Source organism: Pseudomonas floridensis, assembly GCF_002087235.1.
GTDB classification, from domain to species: domain Bacteria; phylum Pseudomonadota; class Gammaproteobacteria; order Pseudomonadales; family Pseudomonadaceae; genus Aquipseudomonas; species Aquipseudomonas floridensis.
In genome coordinates this window covers 17,563-35,111 of record NZ_MUIO01000007.1, presented here as the reverse complement: position 1 = coordinate 35,111, position 17,549 = coordinate 17,563, and the positions used below count along the sequence as shown (strand labels likewise).

The 17,549-nt window shown below is 59.8% G+C and carries 19 protein-coding genes; 6 read left to right on the top strand and 13 right to left on the bottom strand.

Annotated features, from left to right (window positions below):
• Nucleotide 1: 1 nt before the first annotated feature.
• From BZK31_RS02155 to BZK31_RS02145, 3 genes are read right to left on the bottom strand one after another with little or no spacing between them, the layout of a single operon-like run.
• Nucleotides 2-1,048 (bottom strand): COX15/CtaA family protein, encoded by a 1,047-nt coding sequence (locus BZK31_RS02155; RefSeq protein WP_083181106.1) that lies wholly within the window; start codon nt 1,046-1,048, stop codon nt 2-4.
• Nucleotides 1,049-1,060: 12 nt separating this feature from the next.
• A complete protein-coding gene (locus BZK31_RS02150; RefSeq protein WP_083181105.1) occupies nt 1,061-1,645 on the bottom strand; it encodes a hypothetical protein in 585 nt (194 codons plus the stop codon).
• Entirely contained in the window at nt 1,611-2,360 is a 750-nt protein-coding gene (locus BZK31_RS02145; protein ID WP_083181104.1) for an SURF1 family protein, read from the bottom strand. The genes BZK31_RS02150 and BZK31_RS02145 overlap by 35 nt, the downstream gene beginning before the upstream one ends.
• Nucleotides 2,361-2,434: 74 nt before the next feature.
• On the opposite strand from BZK31_RS02145, the gene BZK31_RS02140 reads away from it, so the two are divergent.
• Nucleotides 2,435-2,638, top strand: a complete 204-nt coding sequence (locus tag BZK31_RS02140) for a twin transmembrane helix small protein (RefSeq protein ID WP_083181103.1) — start codon at nt 2,435-2,437, stop codon at nt 2,636-2,638.
• 28 nt (nt 2,639-2,666) lie between these two features.
• Here the strand turns inward: BZK31_RS02140 and BZK31_RS02135 are convergent, their stop codons facing one another.
• The 4 genes from BZK31_RS02135 to coxB all read right to left on the bottom strand — a co-directional run bounded on the left by BZK31_RS02135 (nt 2,667) and on the right by coxB (nt 7,041).
• Nucleotides 2,667-3,557 carry a cytochrome c oxidase subunit 3 gene (locus BZK31_RS02135; RefSeq protein ID WP_083181102.1) on the bottom strand — a complete coding sequence of 297 codons (891 nt, stop codon included), beginning with the start codon at nt 3,555-3,557 and terminating at the stop codon, nt 2,667-2,669.
• Nucleotides 3,558-3,569: 12 nt separating this feature from the next.
• Nucleotides 3,570-4,127, bottom strand: coding sequence for a cytochrome c oxidase assembly protein (locus BZK31_RS02130; RefSeq protein WP_083181101.1), 558 nt, complete (start codon nt 4,125-4,127; stop codon nt 3,570-3,572).
• 7 nt (nt 4,128-4,134) lie between these two features.
• Nucleotides 4,135-5,727 (bottom strand): cytochrome c oxidase subunit I, encoded by a 1,593-nt coding sequence (ctaD, locus tag BZK31_RS02125; protein ID WP_083181100.1) that lies wholly within the window; start codon nt 5,725-5,727, stop codon nt 4,135-4,137.
• A gap of 192 nt (nt 5,728-5,919) precedes the next feature.
• A complete protein-coding gene (gene coxB, locus BZK31_RS02120; protein WP_083181099.1) occupies nt 5,920-7,041 on the bottom strand; it encodes a cytochrome c oxidase subunit II in 1,122 nt (373 codons plus the stop codon).
• Nucleotides 7,042-7,420: 379 nt separating this feature from the next.
• Here coxB and BZK31_RS02115 point away from each other — a divergent pair, with 379 nt between their 5' ends.
• Complete coding sequence (locus BZK31_RS02115; RefSeq protein WP_083181098.1) at nt 7,421-8,071, top strand: hypothetical protein; 651 nt, start codon at nt 7,421-7,423, stop codon at nt 8,069-8,071.
• A gap of 99 nt (nt 8,072-8,170) precedes the next feature.
• Here BZK31_RS02115 and BZK31_RS02110 read toward each other — a convergent pair whose 3' ends face one another.
• The 3 genes from BZK31_RS02110 to BZK31_RS02100 form a co-directional block, all read right to left on the bottom strand.
• Nucleotides 8,171-9,703, bottom strand: coding sequence for a SulP family inorganic anion transporter (locus BZK31_RS02110; protein WP_083181097.1), 1,533 nt, complete (start codon nt 9,701-9,703; stop codon nt 8,171-8,173).
• A 103-nt stretch (nt 9,704-9,806) separates the two neighbouring features.
• A complete protein-coding gene (locus BZK31_RS02105) occupies nt 9,807-10,547 on the bottom strand; it encodes a carbonic anhydrase (protein ID WP_083181096.1) in 741 nt (246 codons plus the stop codon).
• A gap of 205 nt (nt 10,548-10,752) precedes the next feature.
• A complete protein-coding gene (locus tag BZK31_RS02100) occupies nt 10,753-11,811 on the bottom strand; it encodes a PA0069 family radical SAM protein (RefSeq protein WP_083181095.1) in 1,059 nt (352 codons plus the stop codon).
• Nucleotides 11,812-12,031: 220 nt separating this feature from the next.
• On the opposite strand from BZK31_RS02100, the gene BZK31_RS02095 reads away from it, so the two are divergent.
• Together BZK31_RS02095 and BZK31_RS02090 are read left to right on the top strand one after the other, a co-directional pair.
• Nucleotides 12,032-12,262, top strand: coding sequence for a hypothetical protein (locus tag BZK31_RS02095; protein ID WP_083181094.1), 231 nt, complete (start codon nt 12,032-12,034; stop codon nt 12,260-12,262).
• Nucleotides 12,263-12,327: 65 nt separating this feature from the next.
• Nucleotides 12,328-12,660 carry a hypothetical protein gene (locus BZK31_RS02090; RefSeq protein ID WP_083181093.1) on the top strand — a complete coding sequence of 111 codons (333 nt, stop codon included), beginning with the start codon at nt 12,328-12,330 and terminating at the stop codon, nt 12,658-12,660.
• A gap of 63 nt (nt 12,661-12,723) precedes the next feature.
• Here BZK31_RS02090 and BZK31_RS02085 read toward each other — a convergent pair whose 3' ends face one another.
• Both BZK31_RS02085 and prlC read right to left on the bottom strand, forming a co-directional pair.
• Nucleotides 12,724-13,011: a YheV family putative zinc ribbon protein gene (locus BZK31_RS02085; protein WP_024685329.1), complete on the bottom strand. Its 288-nt coding sequence runs from the start codon at nt 13,009-13,011 to the stop codon at nt 12,724-12,726.
• Nucleotides 13,008-15,095 carry an oligopeptidase A gene (prlC, locus tag BZK31_RS02080; protein ID WP_167377825.1) on the bottom strand — a complete coding sequence of 696 codons (2,088 nt, stop codon included), beginning with the start codon at nt 15,093-15,095 and terminating at the stop codon, nt 13,008-13,010. The genes BZK31_RS02085 and prlC overlap by 4 nt, the downstream gene beginning before the upstream one ends.
• Before the next feature lie 64 nt (nt 15,096-15,159).
• On the opposite strand from prlC, the gene BZK31_RS02075 reads away from it, so the two are divergent.
• Complete coding sequence (locus tag BZK31_RS02075) at nt 15,160-15,708, top strand: gamma carbonic anhydrase family protein (RefSeq protein WP_083181091.1); 549 nt, start codon at nt 15,160-15,162, stop codon at nt 15,706-15,708.
• A 23-nt stretch (nt 15,709-15,731) separates the two neighbouring features.
• Complete coding sequence (locus BZK31_RS02070) at nt 15,732-16,379, top strand: HAD family hydrolase (RefSeq protein ID WP_083181132.1); 648 nt, start codon at nt 15,732-15,734, stop codon at nt 16,377-16,379.
• A 28-nt stretch (nt 16,380-16,407) separates the two neighbouring features.
• Here BZK31_RS02070 and BZK31_RS02065 read toward each other — a convergent pair whose 3' ends face one another.
• Entirely contained in the window at nt 16,408-17,463 is a 1,056-nt protein-coding gene (locus BZK31_RS02065) for an aminopeptidase (RefSeq protein WP_083181090.1), read from the bottom strand.
• Between the last annotated feature and the right edge of the window lie 86 nt (nt 17,464-17,549).

The window sequence follows — 17,549 nt, the reverse complement described above, 5'->3', positions numbered from 1 at the left end:
ATCAACGCATCCTCGGCCTCAGATCGACCAGCCCGGTCGGGTCGTCGCACTCGGCGAAGTGCAATGACCAAGGCCGGGCGACGCGATAGTTGATCAGCGTCAGGCACAGCATCAGCACCGCGCCGCCCGCGCTGTGTGCGACGGCAAGCAGCAGCGGCAAATGAAGCAGCACATTGCCGAGCCCCAGCGCCAACTGCGTGCCCAGCGCCAACAGCAACAGCCAGGCCAGTTTCCTGAAGCCGCAACGCGTGAGCTGCCAGGCCAGGCCGAGCAAGGTCAAGGTCACCAGCGCCGCGCCGATCCGGTGGGTGAGATGAATCGCGGTGCGCGCCTCGCTGTCGAGATGACCACCCTGATAATTGGGGCCGATGTGCTGGGTCAGGTGGAAGGCGTTGCTGAAATCGGCATCCGGCCACCAGCGCCCCTGACAGGTCGGCAGGTCGGTGCAGGCCATCGCGGCATAGTTGGCGCTTACCCAGCCGCCCAGTGCGATCTGGACCATGACCAGCACCAATCCGAGCGCCGCCAGCCGCTTTAGCCGGGCGGGCACGGGCAGCGCAGCCCGGCGGATGCCGCTCAGACGCAGCGTCAGCAGAAACAGCAGGCTCAAGGTCGCGATGCCGCCCAACAGATGCCCGGCCACAACCTGCGGCCAGAGTTGCAGCGTCACGGTCCACATGCCGAATGCCGCTTGCGCGGCCACCACCCCCAACAACATGACCGCCAGTTTGAACGGATACCCGATACGCCGCCGATGCCGCCAGGCCTGTACCGCCAGCCACGAGATGATCAACGTCAGAGCGCCCGCAAAATAGCGGTGGATCATCTCGCGCCAGCCTTTGTCCGCCTGCACCGGTGTATCCGGAAAGCGCAGTTGCGCATGCTCGAGCTGGCGCTCATTGCCGGGCACGCCGATGAAGCCATAACAGCCCGGCCAGTCGGGGCACCCGAGCCCCGCATGGGTCAGGCGCGTGTAGGCACCGAGCATCACCACCACCAGCGCAAGCACAGTGGCCAACAATGCGAGACGATATCCGGGACGGGACATGGCAACCTCCCTTCAGCCGATGTTCGAGAGTTTCAGCAGGCGGCGCAGGTCCTTGAGCAGGTCATTGCCGTTGACGCCCGCGTCGTAACGCAGCACCAGATTGCCGTGAGGATCGATGATCCACAGATAGGCATTCTGTCGATCAGGCGCAATCGTGCCGTAGCGCGAAAGCTCCAGTGGATAACGCAGCAGGTGCGGGTATTCCCTGTCCAGCGTGGCGGCATATTGGGGGTCAAGCGGCTGCGCGCCGGCCAGCGCATGACTGGCGCGAGGCGCATCTCGTCCCAGCCCGATCTGTACCTGCCGGGCCAGGTAGACCAGTTGCCGACACGCCGCCTCGCAGCGATCGGGCGCACTGACCAGCAACTGCCAGCGGCGCTCGACAGCCGAAACCCCAAGGTCGGCACGGCTCTGCCCGGTGCCGATCAGTACGCCGTGATAGCTGCGACTTTCCGGCACCCAGAAGCCGAAGATGTACATGCACGTGGCAAGAATCATGGGTGCCAGGGCAATCGCAACCACCAGCAACAGTTGCAGGCGGCCTTTGCGCTGACGTTGCGGATCAGACAGGTCGACGGGGTTCATGGCGGTTTCCATGTGCATCCTCCTGCGACGCTCTACCGAGGAACCAGCCCCGATACAGGTAGAGGCCGAGCAGCGCAGTGGACAACGCAAACCATTGCACGGCATAGGCCGTGTGCTTTTCCGGGCTGATCGCGACCACCGGCCAGTCGACCCGGTACGCCGCCGGTCCAGGTTCGAGCCGCAACTCGTCGGGATAGCCTTCGCGCCCCAGCTCGTTCCACAACTGATCGGCCGCGACCGCCGTGACCAGCCTCGGCCAGGAGCCTTGCGGTGTATCGGCCTGCAATTGAAACGCGGCACGGGTGGGCAGGTAGACCCAGGCGTCCAGTTCCAACACTCGATCAGGCGTAGTGAAAACGGGGGTGGTGCGGCGATCCTGCCACGGCAGCCAGCCCCGATTGATCAACAGCCAGAGCCCACTGGCGTGATCGACAAACGGCTGGAGCAGCTCGACGCCAACGTGCCCCTCGCGAATGCTGTTGTCCATCAGCACGCTGTGTTCTGCATCGAAACGCCCCCTGACGTGTACCCGACGCCAGGCAGCGTCTTCGACGTATAGCACAGCGCCGATGGCGACCGGTTCGGCAGAGCGGCGCTCGGCATAAAGGTCGAGCATCATGCGTTTCTGCTCACCCCGGTCCAGCTGCCAGAAACCCAGCGATGCCAGAACCGGCAGCAGGAGCAACACGATCAGGGTCGGCCACAGCCCCGGTTTGAAGCGGTTCATCACAGCCTCCGGTCTGCCCTTGGGGCCAGACCTATACTCCATTGCATCATCGCGATTGCTCCTGGAGTCCTCTGATGCTCAAAGCGGCGATTGTTCTAATGCTGGCCGCCACGATTGCCAGCCTGTTTAGCGGGCTGTTCTTTCTGGTCAAGGACGGCAATCACTCGACCCGCTTGCTCAAGGCCCTGGCATTGCGCGTGATTCTGGCGGCCCTGACCCTGGCGCTGATCACCTGGGGGTTCTACAGCGGACAACTGGTGTCACATGCCCCGTGGTGAACGGTGTGCCCACGCCTCGCGCTCATCGTCAAAGCACATAAACGAAAACGAACAGCCCGACCCACACCACGTCCACGAAATGCCAGTACCAGCTCGCCGCTTCGAAGCCGAACGGGTGCTCGGCGTTGAAGTGTCCGCGCAGGATGCGCATCAGCATCACGAACAGAATCAGGGTACCGATGGTCACGTGCGCGCCATGGAAGCCGGTCAACATGAAAAAGGTCGCGCCATAGATACCGGAGCCCAGCGTCAGCCCCAGCTCGTGATACGCGTGCATGTACTCCTCGACCTGGAAGAACAGAAAGGTCCAGCCCAGCAGGATGGTCAATGCCAGCCAGCGTTTCAGGGCAGTCCGATGGCCTTTCTTCAGGGCGTGGTGAGCGAAAGTGATTGTCACGCTGGAACTGACCAGCAGCACGGTGTTGAGCAGCGGCAGTTGCCAGGGATTGATGATGCCCTTGGGGGCCGGGTAGAGTTTCGGATCGGGTGTGTCGAGCATCGGCCAGGTGTATTCGAAGTTCGGCCAGAGCATGTTCGAAATCCCGTTGGCGCCTTCGCCGCCCAACCAAGGCCCGACCCAGATGCGCACGTAGAACAGCACGAAGAAGAACGCCAGAAAGAAGCTCACTTCGGAAAAGATGAACCAGGCCATGCCCCAGCGGAACGAGCGATCCATTTGCGCGCTGTACAGACCGGCCCGGCTTTCCTTGACCACCGCGCTGAACCAGCCGTACATCATGTACACGATCAACAAGGCACCGATGAAGAAGATCAGCGGGCCATTGGACTCGGGCCGGCCCGCTTTCATGTCATTGAACCAGGTGCCCAGACCGAACATCGTGATCAACAGCGCCACGGTGGCAATGATCGGCCATTTGCTCTGTGCCGGAACGTAGTAATGCTCGTGAGGCGTTGCCATTTGCGATCTCCTCTAGCCACCGTTCCTGGCCACCGGCGCAGCGGGTGTCTGGCGAGCGGTGATGTCGAACAGCGTGTAGCCCAGCGTCAGGTTTTTCACGTCTTTGGGCAGGTCGCGATCGACGATGAAACGCACCGGCATTTCAATCCGCTCGCCAGGCTGCAGGACCTGCTGGGTGAAGCAGAAGCACTCGGTCTTGTGAAAGTACGCGGCGGCCTGGCCTGGCGAGATGCTCGGCACCGCCTGGGCGGTCATGGTCCGGTCGGTCGGGTTTTGCGCGATGAAGATCATCTCGTTGACCGCCCCCGGATGAACATCGATCTGCTCGCTTCTGGGGTAGAACGCCCAGACCATGTCGGCCGAGTTGGAGGACAGGAACTGCACCTTCACCTGGCGTGTGTCATCGATGATTTGCGTGCCCTGATACTGATCGCCAGTCTTGCCGTTGATGCCGAAGGCCTTGCACATCACGTCGTACAACGGCACCAGCGCAAAACCGAATGCGAACATAAGCACCACCAACAGCAGCAGGCGGGTAATGAGTCGTCTGAGGGGCAAGCTCTGGTTCATGCGCAACTCACTTCACGTCCGGCGGTGTACTGAAGGTGTGATAAGGCGCAGGCGAGGGCAGGCTCCACTCCAGCCCCTCGGCCCCATCCCAGGGTTTGGCCGGGGCCGGTTGGCCGCCCCGGATGGTCTTGATCACGATAAACAGAAACAGTAGCTGGGTTGCGCCAAAGGTGAAGGCGCCAATGGACGACAGCATGTTGAAATTGGCGAACTGCAGGTTGTAATCCGGAATCCTGCGCGGCATGCCTGCCAGACCGACAAAGTGCATGGGGAAGAACGCCAGGTTCATGCCCACGAAAGACAGCCAGAAATGCAGCTTGGCCAGGGTTTCGTCGTACAGGTGGCCGGTCCATTTCGGCAACCAGTAATACGCTGACGCAAAGATCCCGAAGATCGCACCCGGCACCAGCACGTAGTGGAAATGCGCCACCACGAAGTAGGTGTCCTGATACTGGAAGTCGGCGGGCGCAATCGACAACATCAGCCCGGAAAAGCCCCCGATGCTGAACAGAATCACAAAGGCCACCGCGAACAGCATTGGCGCCTCGAAGGTCAGCGATCCTTTCCACATGGTGCTGACCCAGTTGAACACCTTCACCCCGGTCGGCACGGCAATCAGCATGGTCGCGTACATGAAGAACAGTTCGCCCACCAAGGGCACGCCGACCACGAACATGTGGTGCGCCCAGACAATGAACGACAGGAAGGCGATGGCCGCGACCGCGTAGACCATCGAGGTGTAGCCGAACAATGGCTTGCGCGAGAACGCCGGAATGATCGAGCTGACCGCGCCGAAGGCCGGCAGGATCATGATGTACACCTCGGGATGGCCGAAGAACCAGAACACATGCTGGAACAGCACCGGATCGCCGCCGCCCGCCGCATTGAAGAAGCTGGTGCCGAAATGGATGTCCATCAACATCATGGTCACGCAACCGGCCAGCACCGGCATCACGGCAATCAACAGGAAAGCGGTGATCAGCCAGGTCCAGACGAACAGCGGCATTTTCATCAGCGTCATGCCGGGTGCGCGCAGATTCAGGATAGTCGCCACCACATTGATCGCGCCCATGATTGAGCTGATACCCATCATATGAATGGCAAATATGAAAAAAGTCACGCTTTCGGGTGCATACGTCGTCGAAAGCGGGGCATAGAACGTCCAGCCGAAATTGGGCCCGCCGCCGGGCATGAACAATGTGGAAACCAATAGCAGGAACGCTGCCGGCAACAGCCAGAAGCTGAAGTTATTCATGCGCGGCAGCGCCATGTCCGGCGCGCCGATCATCAACGGGATCATCCAGTTGGCCAGACCGACGAAGGCGGGCATTACCGCGCCAAAGACCATGATCAGGCCGTGCATGGTGGTCATCTGATTGAAGAATTCCGGCTCGACGATCTGCAGGCCCGGCTGGAACAGCTCGGCCCGGATCACCATCGCGAACGAGCCGCCCAACAGGAACATGCTGAAGCTGAACCACAGGTACATCGTGCCGATGTCCTTGTGATTGGTGGTCAGCACCCAGCGCATCAAGCCCTTGGCCGGGCCGTGGGCATGGTCATGGCCGACGTGGCCATGGTCGTCAATCACTGCACTCATGTCGGCCTCCGGTGAGACAGCGTTCTATGAATCTGGAAGTCGCTCCCGTATCGCCGGTACAGCAGCGATGCGCGATGGTGACAGTCCATGTGGGAGCTCGCTCGCGAAAACGGCAATCCATCCGCTGCACGGGTGGCGGTGGGAGAAGCGCGTTGGCGAGCATGCTCGCCCGAATCGTCCCGGCAGCGTCGTTCACGGCTGCACCTGCTTGAGCGTCAACACTTCCTTGGGCGTCACCATGTCGCCCTTGTTGTTGCCCCAGGCATTGCGCTCGTAGGTCACGACGGCGGCGATATCGACTTCCGACAACTGCTTGCCAAACGCCGCCATCGCGGTGCCCGGCTTGCCGTTGACGACGATATTCAGGTGATCGGCCATCGGACCGGTGGCGATTTTCGAACCCTTGAGCGCCGGGAACATCGGTGGCAAGCCTTGCCCTTCGGGCTGATGACAGGCTGCGCAGACGGTGTGATAGACCTTGTCCCCCTGAGCGATGAGTTCTTCGCGGGTCCACTCCTTGCTGGTCAGTTCCTTGAGCCGCGCGGCTTCCTGCTTGCGCTCGGCCAGCCAGCGTTCGTAATCGGCAGGAGAACGAGCGTCGACCACGATGGGCATGAAGCCATGGTCCTTGCCGCACAGCTCGGTGCACTGGCCTCGGTAAATGCCGGGTTTCTCGATGCGGGTCCAGGCTTCATGGATGAATCCCGGCACGGCATCACGTTTGACGGCAAAGGCGGGCACCCACCAGGAGTGGATCACGTCGGCACCGGTTACCAGAAAGCGAATCTTCTCGCCGACCGGCAGCACCAGCGGCTGGTCGACTTCCAGCAGGTAGTGATCGCCCTTGTCGTCGCGGTTATGGATCTGATGCGTGGTGGTGGCCAGATTGCTGAAGAACTCCACGTCCTGGCCCAGGTATTTGTAATGCCATTTCCACTGATAGCCGGTGATCTGGATATCGACGTCCGACTCGCTGGCGTCGTACATGCTGATCAGCGTGCGCGTTGCCGGGATCGCCATCGCGACCAGAATCAGAAACGGGACAATGGTCCAGAGGATCTCGACCGTGGTGTTTTCATGAAAGTGTGCGGCCTGCCGGCCAGTTGACCGCCGATGTGCAAATACCGACCAGAGCATGGCACCGAACACCACCAGCCCGATCACCACGCATATCCAGAAAATGGTCATGTGCAGATCGAACACCGCGCCGCTGACCACTGACGCGCCGGGTGACATGTTGGTCGTCCAGGCTGCGTGAGTCTGCTCGAACGTCGACCACAGCAGCAGGCCCATCCAGACCCTTGGAAGCCGCATTTAGGGTTCCCCCCACACACTCTTGTGCTTGCGCGGACCAGGCCGCGGACAAGGGAGCGGGCTACCGACTGCAGAACAATGATCAACACAGGCTGTTTGCACAGCGGGTGATCACAAGCCGACTTCCTCAGACGTCGAGTATAGACATAGCACCAAGGCACGCAACGCAGCGCCGGATGAGCGCCAGCCCGGCAAATGAGCGGCGATTTCTCGTGCCCAACCCTCGATAAATCCGCAAAAAACGGTTTTTAAGCGCAAATACATATAAATGTGAAACGGTTATGACAAAAACGTCTGAGGTATTTAGTTAATCAAGCTAACGTATGACGTTGATCAATAACCGTCCCCTGGTTATATGCTTTCAGGAGCCCATATCGTCATGAACACGGCCGCATTGCGCGAGCAGATAAAAAAAGCACAACAGCACGAGACCGAGACTGGCCAGTTGCTACAACAGCTGAAAAACCAGCTACCGCACCTTCACCCTGCCATTCATTTACCCGATGTCGATGCACAAGGAGCGCTGACGCGTTTCGTTACGGCCTATATCGATCTGGTGCCTGATCTGCTGGACGCTGCTCACGAAGTGGCTGTCCAGGCGGGTATCGAAGGGCAGATCAAACCGGTGCTAAAGATCGCCGAGCACTTTTTCACCGCACCGCCTGCAATCATGCAGGGCCACGAAGGGCTCGACAGCCTGCTGGATGAAGCCTATCTGGCGCATCGTCTGGTCGAGGAAGTGAACGACCTTTACATCAAGCACTTCGGTCAGCCGCTGATTCCGTCCAACACGACAGTTGCCAGCGTGATTGCTCACCAGTTGATTGGAGAACAATTCGCCAATCAACTCGATGAAGCCGTGCACCACGCCGTCGATCAACTGCTCGATGATGAGGATTTCGCACTGGATTCTGTCGAAGCCTATCGCGAGAAACTGAGCAGCCCTGACACCGAAGCCGCCTGGAAGCGCTGGCCAAGCCTGTCACGTCAACTGGGTATCGGGCTGGAACTGGAACGTTCCGTGGTCTGATCTGCCCGCCGCATCACATGTCTTCGCAAGCAAAGGAAGGAGCCGGATGACGCTCCGCTGCTACGCGAAGACCCATCCGGCTCACGTGGGATCATCCGGTCAGGCAGCGCCTGAACCAATCCCGGTGGTGGTATAGACCCGCCCTTCGAGTCGACGCTTCAAGCCCCGAGGTTCGATCACCAGCCTGGTGCCGTGAGCGGCATTGGCACGTCCCCAGTCCTCGAGCAGCTCCAGACAGGAGTGGTCGATGTAGGTCAGGTTATTCAGCGGCACATGCAGCGTGCTGCCGACCGGAACGGTGCCCAGCACCTGAGTCAGCGCCGGCACCTTGAGGAAGGTCGCCGCACCCACCAGACGCAGTTCGTACTCTTTATTGCCCGGCAGCTCGACCAGGTTGATCTTCAGACGCGACGCTTTGAGCGCCAGCTTGACCAGCGTCAGACCAAAGCCCACCAGCACACCCGTCAACAGGTCGGTGAAGATGATCGCGCCAGCGGTCGCTGCGTAAGTGAACATCGGCATACGGCCATAACGGCCCAGGCCCCGGAAGGTTTTCAGATCGACCAGTTTCAGACCGGTGTAGACCAATACACCCGCCAGACTCGCCACCGGAATGCTCTGCAGCACACTGGACAGCAGCAGGACGAATGCCAGCAGCCACAGGCCGTGGAAGATCGTCGAGAAACGCGTCGTTGCACCGGCCTGAACGTTGGCCGAACTGCGTACGATTACGCCGGTCATCGGCAGCGCGCCCAACAGACCGCACAGCATGTTGCCCACACCCTGGGCGCTGAGTTCTTTATCGAAGTCCGAACGCACACCGCTGTGCATGCGGTCTACCGCCGCCGCAGACAGCAGCGTTTCGGCACTGGCAATGAAGGCCACGGCGATGGCGGCGATCAGAATACCGGGATCGGCCAGATTCAGCAGGTCGCCAGGACGCAGCCAGTCGATAGCATCGGCGAGGTTCTCGGGCACCTGAACACGCTTGACGTCCAGCGCCATGAACAGGCTGATGGCGGTCGCGATACCGACGCCGAGCAGGGCACCCGGAACGAAGCGCAATGACTGGGGACGCAGCTTGTCCCAACCCCACATGATCAGGATCGTACCCAGGCCCAACATGCCTGCCTGCATGCCCGATCCCGGACCGATGGCCTGAACCAGCGTAGCCGGGAAACCGATCAGATTATCCAGGCCGGAGGGTTTCGGTCCGCTGTCGAACATCACATGTGCCTGGGACAGCACGATCAGCACGCCGATACCGGCGAGCATGCCGTAGACCACGGCAGGTGCTGTGACACGGAACCAGCAGCCCAACTTGAAGCGACCGGCCAGCAGTTGCAGCAGACCGGCCAGCAGCAGGATCGGGCCCAGCATCGCCATCCCGTGCTCGCGCACCAGTTCAAACACCAGTACCGCCAGGCCGGCGGCCGGACCACTGACCTGCAACGGCGAACCGGCCAGCCAGCCCACGACAAGACCGCCGATGATGCCGGTGATCAGACCTTTAGCAGGCGGCATGCCTGAAGCAATCGCGATCCCCATGCACAGGGGAAGCGCCACCAAAAACACAACCACGGAAGCCAGTAGCTCCCGTGGTAGAACGGATTTCAATTGTGTAGCGCCCATGACACTTCTCCGGGATTCTTCAGACGAGGCAAAGCTGGCGGCGCGCAACAAGCGCAGCCGCCACCAGCGATAAAGAAGGGCTTGCCGTCAGTCGTGACTGAGATCAGTCAGCTGAAAAGCGTGCTTTCGGGGAAGCCATGGGTACGGGGCCGGTGCCATCGAGCGGCACGAAGCGGTCGCTTTCAGCGTCGTAAGCCAGGATTTCACTGGTTTCGATGCTGTAGACCCAACCGTGGATGAACAGCTGACCGCTGGCCATCTTCGCAGCAACCGAAGGGTGGGTGCGCAAGTGCTGCAACTGGGAAATCACGTTTTCCTGAGTCAGGACCTGCATGGTTTCCAGCTCGCCGGTGCAGTTGCAGTTCTGCTCGACGACCGTACGGGCGACCTCTGCATGACGCAGCCAGGCTTTTACCGTCGGCATTTTGTCCAGGCTGTCCGGGTTGAGCACCGCTCGCATCGCGCCGCAGTCGGAGTGGCCGCAAACGATGATGTGCTGAACGCCCAATGCGACGACCGCGTACTCCAGCGCAGTGGATACACCACCGTTCATCTGGCCATACGGAGGCACGACGTTACCGACGTTACGGGTTACGAAAAGGTCGCCTGGCGAGCTCTGAGTGATCAGCTCGGGGACGATGCGCGAGTCCGCGCAGGTAATGAACATGGCTCGCGGCGATTGCGCGGTAGCCAGTTTCTTGAAGAGTTCTTCCTGCTGAGGGAAGACTTCTTTACGAAAATGTACGAAGCCATCGACGATATGTTTCAACGCTACGTCGGCACTATCCGAGTGGCTATGTGTACTGGACGACGTAGCCGACGGCTGTTTATCCATGTCTCTCATGTCTTCATCCTCTCTGACGGATTGATGTGGATTTCTCATGCGTGCTTAACCAGAGCCGGATGTGATCCCTGTTTATGGCATCGCGTTCGGTTCCCTTGAACGCTACCGCTGGTGTCACTCCGAGTTACAGACTAACGGCCCAAGCTTAAGTGAAACTGAATGCGAACGCTCTGGAATGCGGGTTTGCACGAACGTACCAGGTTCGTCACAACAGCGACATCTGACCGCCTGGCGGGCAAAACGCTTCGCAATCCAGAACGAAGCTCTCACGTTTATTCAATCCCAGCCGTTTGACCGCCATGGCGTAGCGTTGGGCAAGCAGGTCGGCGAAAGGACCTCCCCCGCGCATGCGCGAGCCAAACTGGCTGTCATACAGCGCACCGCCCCGGCTCTGGCGGATAAGACTCAGCACATGATCGGCGCGCTGGGGGTAGTGCGTCTTCAACCACTCGTCGAACAGCGGCGCAACTTCCAGAGGCAGACGCAGCATGACATAGCTGGCACTCAGAGCGCCCGCCGCCTTGGCCTCGGTCAGCAACGCTTCCAGTTCGCTGTCATTGATCATCGGAATCATCGGTGCGCACAACACGCCGACCGGCACACCGGCCTGGCGCAACACCTTGATCGCCCGCAATCGCGCTTTCGGCGCAGCGGCTCTGGGCTCGAGGATGCGCTTGAGTTCGTCGTCCAGCGTCGTCAGGCTGATGAACACCGACACCAGACGAAGCTTCGCCATCTCGGCCAGCAAGTCGAGATCGCGCAGGATCAGTGAGCCTTTGGTGATGATGCTGACAGGGTGACGATAGCGCAGCAGCACCTCAAGCGTGGCGCGGGTGATTTTATGCTCGCGCTCTATGGGTTGATAAGGATCGGTGTTGGCACCCAGCGTGATCGGCGCGCACCGGTAGCCAGGCTTGGACAACTGCTGTTCCAGCAGCGCCGCCGCGTTGGTCTTGGCGATCAGCTTCGTTTCGAAATCCAGCCCGGGCGACATATCCCAGTACGCATGGCTAGGCCTGGCGAAGCAATAGATGCACCCGTGTTCGCAGCCGCGATAGGGATTGATCGAGCGGTCGAACGGAATATCCGGCGAGCTGTTGCGGGTGATGATGCTTTTGGCGGTCTCGAACGTGACCGTCGTGCCTTGAGTCATCGGGACTTCCTGATACCAGCCATCGTCCTCGGCAACGGAACGGCTGGGCGCGAAACGGTTATGCGGATTACTGGCGGTGCCGCGCCCGCGCACGGGAAGGGAGTTGGACATCTGACATGATCCGAATACTGTTTATACATACAGTAAACTAAAATCACAGAATACCCGACCGGCATGGCCCGAAAACCTCGGTCTGCTGACCAGCGGTAAGACCGCCCTGTACGTTCGACCACCTGTCATTTCTGTCAGTAGACGACTTTATCGACCAGGCATAGCTTGATCGAATGCCAGATCGGTTGACCCTGGCAACGTGCCTGACGAAGAGGTGGGTATGGCCAAATACGTGGTTCGGTTGTCAGCAGACGATTTGAATAAAAAGAAGTACCCCGAAATTTCTGCCGAATTGTACGAAAACAAAATCCTCATCAGCTCTGTTTTACTCACGCTGGACACCCGTCAGGAGTGCGAACTCGACATCAGGGGTGATGAAGACATAGCCGAAATACTGATTGAGCTTGCTCGCTCATTCAAAGAAAAAATCGTTGAGTTGTCGGAAGGATAGAGCGCGCTCGCCAGAAGTGCCGTGATACCGCTCCAGACGAAATCAAGAAACAGGAGATCAAGGAAATGGCTACTTATGAGGTCAGATTGTCTATTGCCGAAATTGAGGGCGATGACACCCCTGAAGTAATCGTAGAGTTCTGGAACAGCGAGCTTCCCAATAAGAGGCCAGACAAGAAAAAATCAAACGCGGAACAACCAGGCGAGGAGCAATCAGCCAAAAAGGGCGACACCGAATTTACCGCGTTCGTGACAGCCCCGGCAAAAGGGGCACCTTATGACACGGTTAAAAGTAAGGCGGACGTCGATGGCAATCAAAAAACCGACGCTGCGGACGACGAGATATTGCTTGAACTGGTCAACGCCTTCATGAAAATGGATCTTTCCATAAAAAGCTGAGCATTGAGCTCCAGAGCATCAGGGCTTTGAAAAAGCCCTGATGCATCCTGTGATCGAGGCCGGTCAGCTCGGATCAACCGGCTTTTTCAGTTTCGGATTCGGAAAGAACTGCACACCTTGCACTTTAGGATCGGCAGGCTTTACCACCACCTTGTTGACCCGCGTGCCCAGCTCTTTCGGCACCGACAGCCCCTGCTCGTTGAGCGTGTCGCTGTAGCCGCAGTTGACGCACTCGCGGTGCGGCACGTCGTCCTCGCTCCACATCATCAACTTGTCGGGCTCGCTGCACGCCGGGCAGACAGCCCCGGCGATGAAGCGCTTTTTGGTAACGACCGCAGGTGTATCGGTCATGCTGCCGCGTCCTCACTCAAACCACTGTGGCGCAAGAGTGCGTCAATCGACGGCTCGCGTCCGCGGAAGTCGACGAACAGCACCATCGGTGCCTGCGAACCGCCACGGGCGAGGATGGCTTCGCGGAACGCACGACCGGTTTGGGCATTGAGCACGCCGTCTTCTTCGAACTTCGAAAACGCATCGGCCGATAGCACTTCAGCCCACTTGTAGCTGTAGTAACCCGCCGCGTAACCGCCCGCGAAGATGTGCGCGAAGCTGTTCGGGAAACGGTTGTAGGCCGGTGGACGCGTGACCGACACTTCGTCGCGTACGCCTTCGAGCACCTGCAATACACTGCGCCCGTCGCCGTGAGTGGCATGCAGCTCGAAGTCGAACAACGAGAACTCCAGCTGGCGCACCATCATCAGGCCCGACTGGAAGTTGCGCGCGGCAAGCATCTTCTCCAGCAGGTCTTGCGGCAGCGGTTCGCCGCTTTCGTAGTGACCGGAAATCAGCGCCAGGCCTTCAGGCTCCCAGCACCAGTTTTCCATGAACTGGCTCGGCAGCTCGACCGCATCCCAGGCCACGCCATTGATGCCCGACACGCCAGCGTGTTCAACGCGGGTCAGCAGGTGATGCAGGCCGTGACCGAACTCGTGGAAGAGTGTGGTGACTTCGTCGTGAGTCAGCAGAGCAGGCTTGCCGCCGACTGCCGGGGTGAAATTGCAGACCAGATTGGCAACCGGGCTTTGCAGGGTGCCTTCGGCGGTACGACGACGGTCGCGAGCGCCATCCATCCATGCGCCACCACGCTTGTTGGCGCGGGCGTACAGGTCGAAGAAGAAGCGGCCGACATGCTGGCCGTTTTCTTTGATCTCGAACAGGCGTACGTCTGGATGCCAGGTATCGAAGCCTTTTTGCTCGGCGATTTCGATGCCATACAGACGCTGCACGATGGCGAACAGCCCGCCCAGCACTTTGTCGATAGGGAAGTAGGCACGCAGGGCTTCCTGAGAAACGCTGTAACGCTGTTCACGCAACTTTTCGCCGTAGAAACCGCTGTCCCAGCTCTGCAGATCCGGGCAACCCTGCTCCGCCGCATAGGCCTTGAGCTGTTCAAGGTCCTGAGCGGCGAACGGCTTGCTGCGCTTGGCCAGGTCGCGCAGGAAACTCAGCACCTGATCGCTGGACTCGGCCATCTTGGTCGCCAGACTCAGTTCGGCGAAATTGGCATAACCGAGCAGTTGAGCCAGTTCCTGACGCAGGTCGAGAATCTGCTCCATGATCGGGCCATTGTCGTTCTTGCCTGCATTGGGTCCTTGGTCCGAGGCGCGGGTGCAATAAGCGGCGTAGACTTCTTCGCGCAGCGCACGGTCTTCGGCGTAGGTCATCACTGCGTAATAGCTGGGGAATTCCAGCGTGATCAGGTAGCCGTCCAGATCCTTGGCCTTGGCAGCGGCCGCCATCTGCTGTTTGGCCGAATCGGTCAGGCCGGCAAGGGCGGATTCGTCTGCAACCCTCTTGGTCCAGGCCTGAGTAGCGTCCAGCAACTGGTTGGAGAACTGGCTGCCCAGCTCCGACAGCTTGCTTTGCACTTCGGCGTAACGCTTCTGCTGCTCGGGCGGCAGGTCGATGCCGGACAAACGGAAGTCGCGCAGCGACTGCTCCAGAATGGTCTTCTGGCCGACGTCGAAATTCGCCGCTTCCGGGCTGTTGGCCAACGCTTCATAAGCCTGGAACAAAGCGCGGTTCTGGCCCATTTCCGTGGAATAGGCGCTCAGCGCCGGCAGGCACGACTCGTAGGCTTCACGCAATTCGGCACTGTTGCACACGGCATTCAAGTGGCTGACCGGGCTCCAGGCCGCGCCAAGGCGATCATTCAGTTCGTCCATGGTCAGCACCAGTCCGGCCCAGGTCGGTGCCGATCCCTGTTTGGCGAGAATGTCGGCAATTGCAGCGCGGTTGTCCGCCAGGATCTGGTCGATGGCAGGTTTGACATGCTCGGCACGGATCGCCGAGAAGGGTGGCAGGTCGTACGATTGCAGAAGCGGGTTGTTCGCGCTCACGGTTTTGCACCTTGGCTGGAAGAAACACTCCTGCATCTTAATTACAATCGACGCCGACCGCAGCATCGAAACCCTATCACCGCCAAAGAAGGAGCCTATCGTGGCCATTCGCAAGTTTCAGGACCACACCCCAACACTCGGCGAACGGGCCTTCGTCGATCATTCGGCAATGGTGATCGGCAACGTCGAGATCGGTGCCGACAGCTCGATCTGGCCGCTGACGGTGGTGCGTGGCGACATGCACCGCATCCGCATCGGCGCTCGCACCAGCGTGCAGGACGGCAGCGTTCTACACATCACCCATGCCGGGCCATTCAATCCGGACGGCTTCCCGCTGCTGATCGGCGATGAAGTGACCATCGGCCACAAAGCGATGCTGCACGGTTGCACGATCGGCAATCAGGTCCTGATCGGCATGGGCTCGACCCTCATGGACGGCGCGGTGGTGCAGGATCGGGTGATCATTGGCGCGGGCAGTCTGGTACCACCGGGTAAGGTGCTGGAAAGCGGCTTTCTGTATGTGGGCCGTCCGGTGAAGCAGGTGAGGGCGCTGACCGAAAAAGAGCTCGCCTTTTTCCCTTACAGTGCGACCAACTACGTGAAACTCAAGGACCAACACTTGGCAGAAGGCTTCGACCAACCATGCTGAATGACCTGCAGTTCAAGGCGCCCATGCATTATCAAAACATTCTCTTCGACCTTGACGGCACCCTGACCGACCCGCGTCTGGGAATCACTCGCTCGATCCAGTTCGCCCTGTCGCGTCTGGGTATCGAGGAGCCGGACATTACCCGGTTGGAGCACTTCATCGGCCCGCCACTGCTACAGGCCTTCATGCGGCACTACGACATGGATGAAGCCCGTGCGTGGGAAGCGGTGGGCTTTTACCGCGAGCGCTTTCGTGTAACCGGGCTATATGAGAACCAAGTGTTCGACGGCGTGGCCGAGCTGTTGGAAACCCTGGCCGGACAGGGGCGGCGCCTTTATATCGCGACGTCCAAGCCTTGGGAATTCGCCCGGGAAATTGCCCGTCACTTTGATTTCGCCAGGCACTTCATGGTGATCTACGGCAGCGAACTGGACGGCACCCGCACCGACAAAGTGGAACTGATCGCTCACTTGCTGGCCGAGGAAAAGCTTGATCCCGCACACACTCTGATGATCGGCGACCGCAAGCACGACCTGATTGGCGGACTGCGCAACGGGCTGGCTGTCGCCGCGGTCGGTTATGGGTTTGGCAGTCATGAAGAGCTGACGGCAGAGAACCCGACGTATCACTTTGCGACAGTCGCCGAGTTGCACCAGGCGTTCACTGACTGACGAGCACGGCAGCGATCGACGAACCGGCTCAGGGCATCAGCGCCCGCAAGGCGGCCTTGCGGGCGTCGGTGGGCAGACCGCCGAGCTTTTCGACGGCGCGGAAAAACGCTTCCCAATCGCCATTTTCCTGTTTGAACAGCGTCTCGAATGCCGGCACCCATTGATCGTAAAGCCCGAAGGGCAGCAGCTTGGCGTTGTTCATCGGGCTGTTGATCCAGCCGTCGAAGCGCTTGTCACCACCCCATTGCTCATCACGAACCTTTCGGTAATCACGGCGCAGGCGTTCGAACTCGGCCGCCTTGCGCTCGCGCATGAGCTCAGGCGAAAGCGGCTGGTGATAAAGCATTTTCAGCCGCTCGCGGGTATCGAGCACAAGCTTGATGAACTGATCGCGGCGCGTGGATTGCGACACGCTTTCAGGCGGCAGGCCACGGGCTGCACGCCACTGCCGCGTGCCTTCCTGCTCAACGAAGCTTGCATAGGACTCGTTGAATTCAGTGTCATCCTTCACGTAAAACCGCTGATGCGCCAGCTCATGAAAGATCAGTGTCGCCAGGCGTTCGTCGCCCCAGCCCAGCATGGTGCTGAGGATCGGGTCGTTGAACCAGCCCAGCGTCGAATAGGCTTCCACGCCGCTGAGGTACACGTCCTTGCCCGCCTGACGCTGCAAGGCCGCTTCACCGCGCGCGCCACCGGGCGTGTAATACCCGCGATACGCGACGCAACCGGCAATCGGAAAACAGTGCGTCACCGGATCCAGCGAGAACTCATCCGTCGCGAATACGTTCCATACCACGTAAGGACGACCCAGATCGGCGTACAGGCGATAGCTCTTGTTGTCCGGCAAATGCAGGTGTTCGCTGGCAAAGACGCGCGCTTTCTGCGACTGCGCCAGATGCGCACGCAACGCCGGATCGCGATGCGGATCGGCGATAACGGCCTCGACCGGCTCGCGGGCCTGCAACAGCTGCCATTGCCCCTGCGCCAATTGACCGTAATAGGCCACGCTGGAACAACCGCCGAGCAGCAAAATCGCCAGTACCGGCAAACCCCGCCAGAGGCGTAAAACATTGAGTCGTGGCATACACGGCCTTCACATCTGAATACCGTGTTGTTATGCAGGACAGACAAGACCGGCGCAACTATCATCGCTGTCGGTTCAGAAAGGGA

Bases quoted from the DNA above. Each gene is read 5' to 3' on its own strand.
- BZK31_RS02150 (WP_083181105.1), bottom strand. From the start codon at position 1,645: ATGGAAACCGCCATGAACCCCGTCGACCTGTCTGATCCGCAACGTCAG.
- BZK31_RS02140 (WP_083181103.1), top strand. From the start codon at position 2,435: ATGCTCAAAGCGGCGATTGTTCTAATGCTGGCCGCCACGATTGCCAGC.
- BZK31_RS02130 (WP_083181101.1), bottom strand. From the start codon at position 4,127: ATGAACCAGAGCTTGCCCCTCAGACGACTCATTACCCGCCTGCTGCTG.
- BZK31_RS02085 (WP_024685329.1), bottom strand. From the start codon at position 13,011: ATGACCGATACACCTGCGGTCGTTACCAAAAAGCGCTTCATCGCCGGG.
- BZK31_RS02100 (WP_083181095.1), bottom strand. From the start codon at position 11,811: ATGTCCAACTCCCTTCCCGTGCGCGGGCGCGGCACCGCCAGTAATCCG.
- BZK31_RS02070 (WP_083181132.1), top strand. From the start codon at position 15,732: ATGCATTATCAAAACATTCTCTTCGACCTTGACGGCACCCTGACCGAC.
- BZK31_RS02135 (WP_083181102.1), bottom strand. From the start codon at position 3,557: ATGGCAACGCCTCACGAGCATTACTACGTTCCGGCACAGAGCAAATGG.
- BZK31_RS02145 (WP_083181104.1), bottom strand. From the start codon at position 2,360: ATGAACCGCTTCAAACCGGGGCTGTGGCCGACCCTGATCGTGTTGCTC.
- BZK31_RS02090 (WP_083181093.1), top strand. From the start codon at position 12,328: ATGGCTACTTATGAGGTCAGATTGTCTATTGCCGAAATTGAGGGCGAT.
- BZK31_RS02065 (WP_083181090.1), bottom strand. From the start codon at position 17,463: ATGCCACGACTCAATGTTTTACGCCTCTGGCGGGGTTTGCCGGTACTG.
- BZK31_RS02110 (WP_083181097.1), bottom strand. From the start codon at position 9,703: ATGGGCGCTACACAATTGAAATCCGTTCTACCACGGGAGCTACTGGCT.
- coxB (WP_083181099.1), bottom strand. From the start codon at position 7,041: ATGCGGCTTCCAAGGGTCTGGATGGGCCTGCTGCTGTGGTCGACGTTC.
- BZK31_RS02105 (WP_083181096.1), bottom strand. From the start codon at position 10,547: ATGAGAGACATGGATAAACAGCCGTCGGCTACGTCGTCCAGTACACAT.
- prlC (WP_167377825.1), bottom strand. From the start codon at position 15,095: ATGCAGGAGTGTTTCTTCCAGCCAAGGTGCAAAACCGTGAGCGCGAAC.
- BZK31_RS02155 (WP_083181106.1), bottom strand. From the start codon at position 1,048: ATGTCCCGTCCCGGATATCGTCTCGCATTGTTGGCCACTGTGCTTGCG.
- ctaD (WP_083181100.1), bottom strand. From the start codon at position 5,727: ATGAGTGCAGTGATTGACGACCATGGCCACGTCGGCCATGACCATGCC.
- BZK31_RS02115 (WP_083181098.1), top strand. From the start codon at position 7,421: ATGAACACGGCCGCATTGCGCGAGCAGATAAAAAAAGCACAACAGCAC.
- BZK31_RS02095 (WP_083181094.1), top strand. From the start codon at position 12,032: ATGGCCAAATACGTGGTTCGGTTGTCAGCAGACGATTTGAATAAAAAG.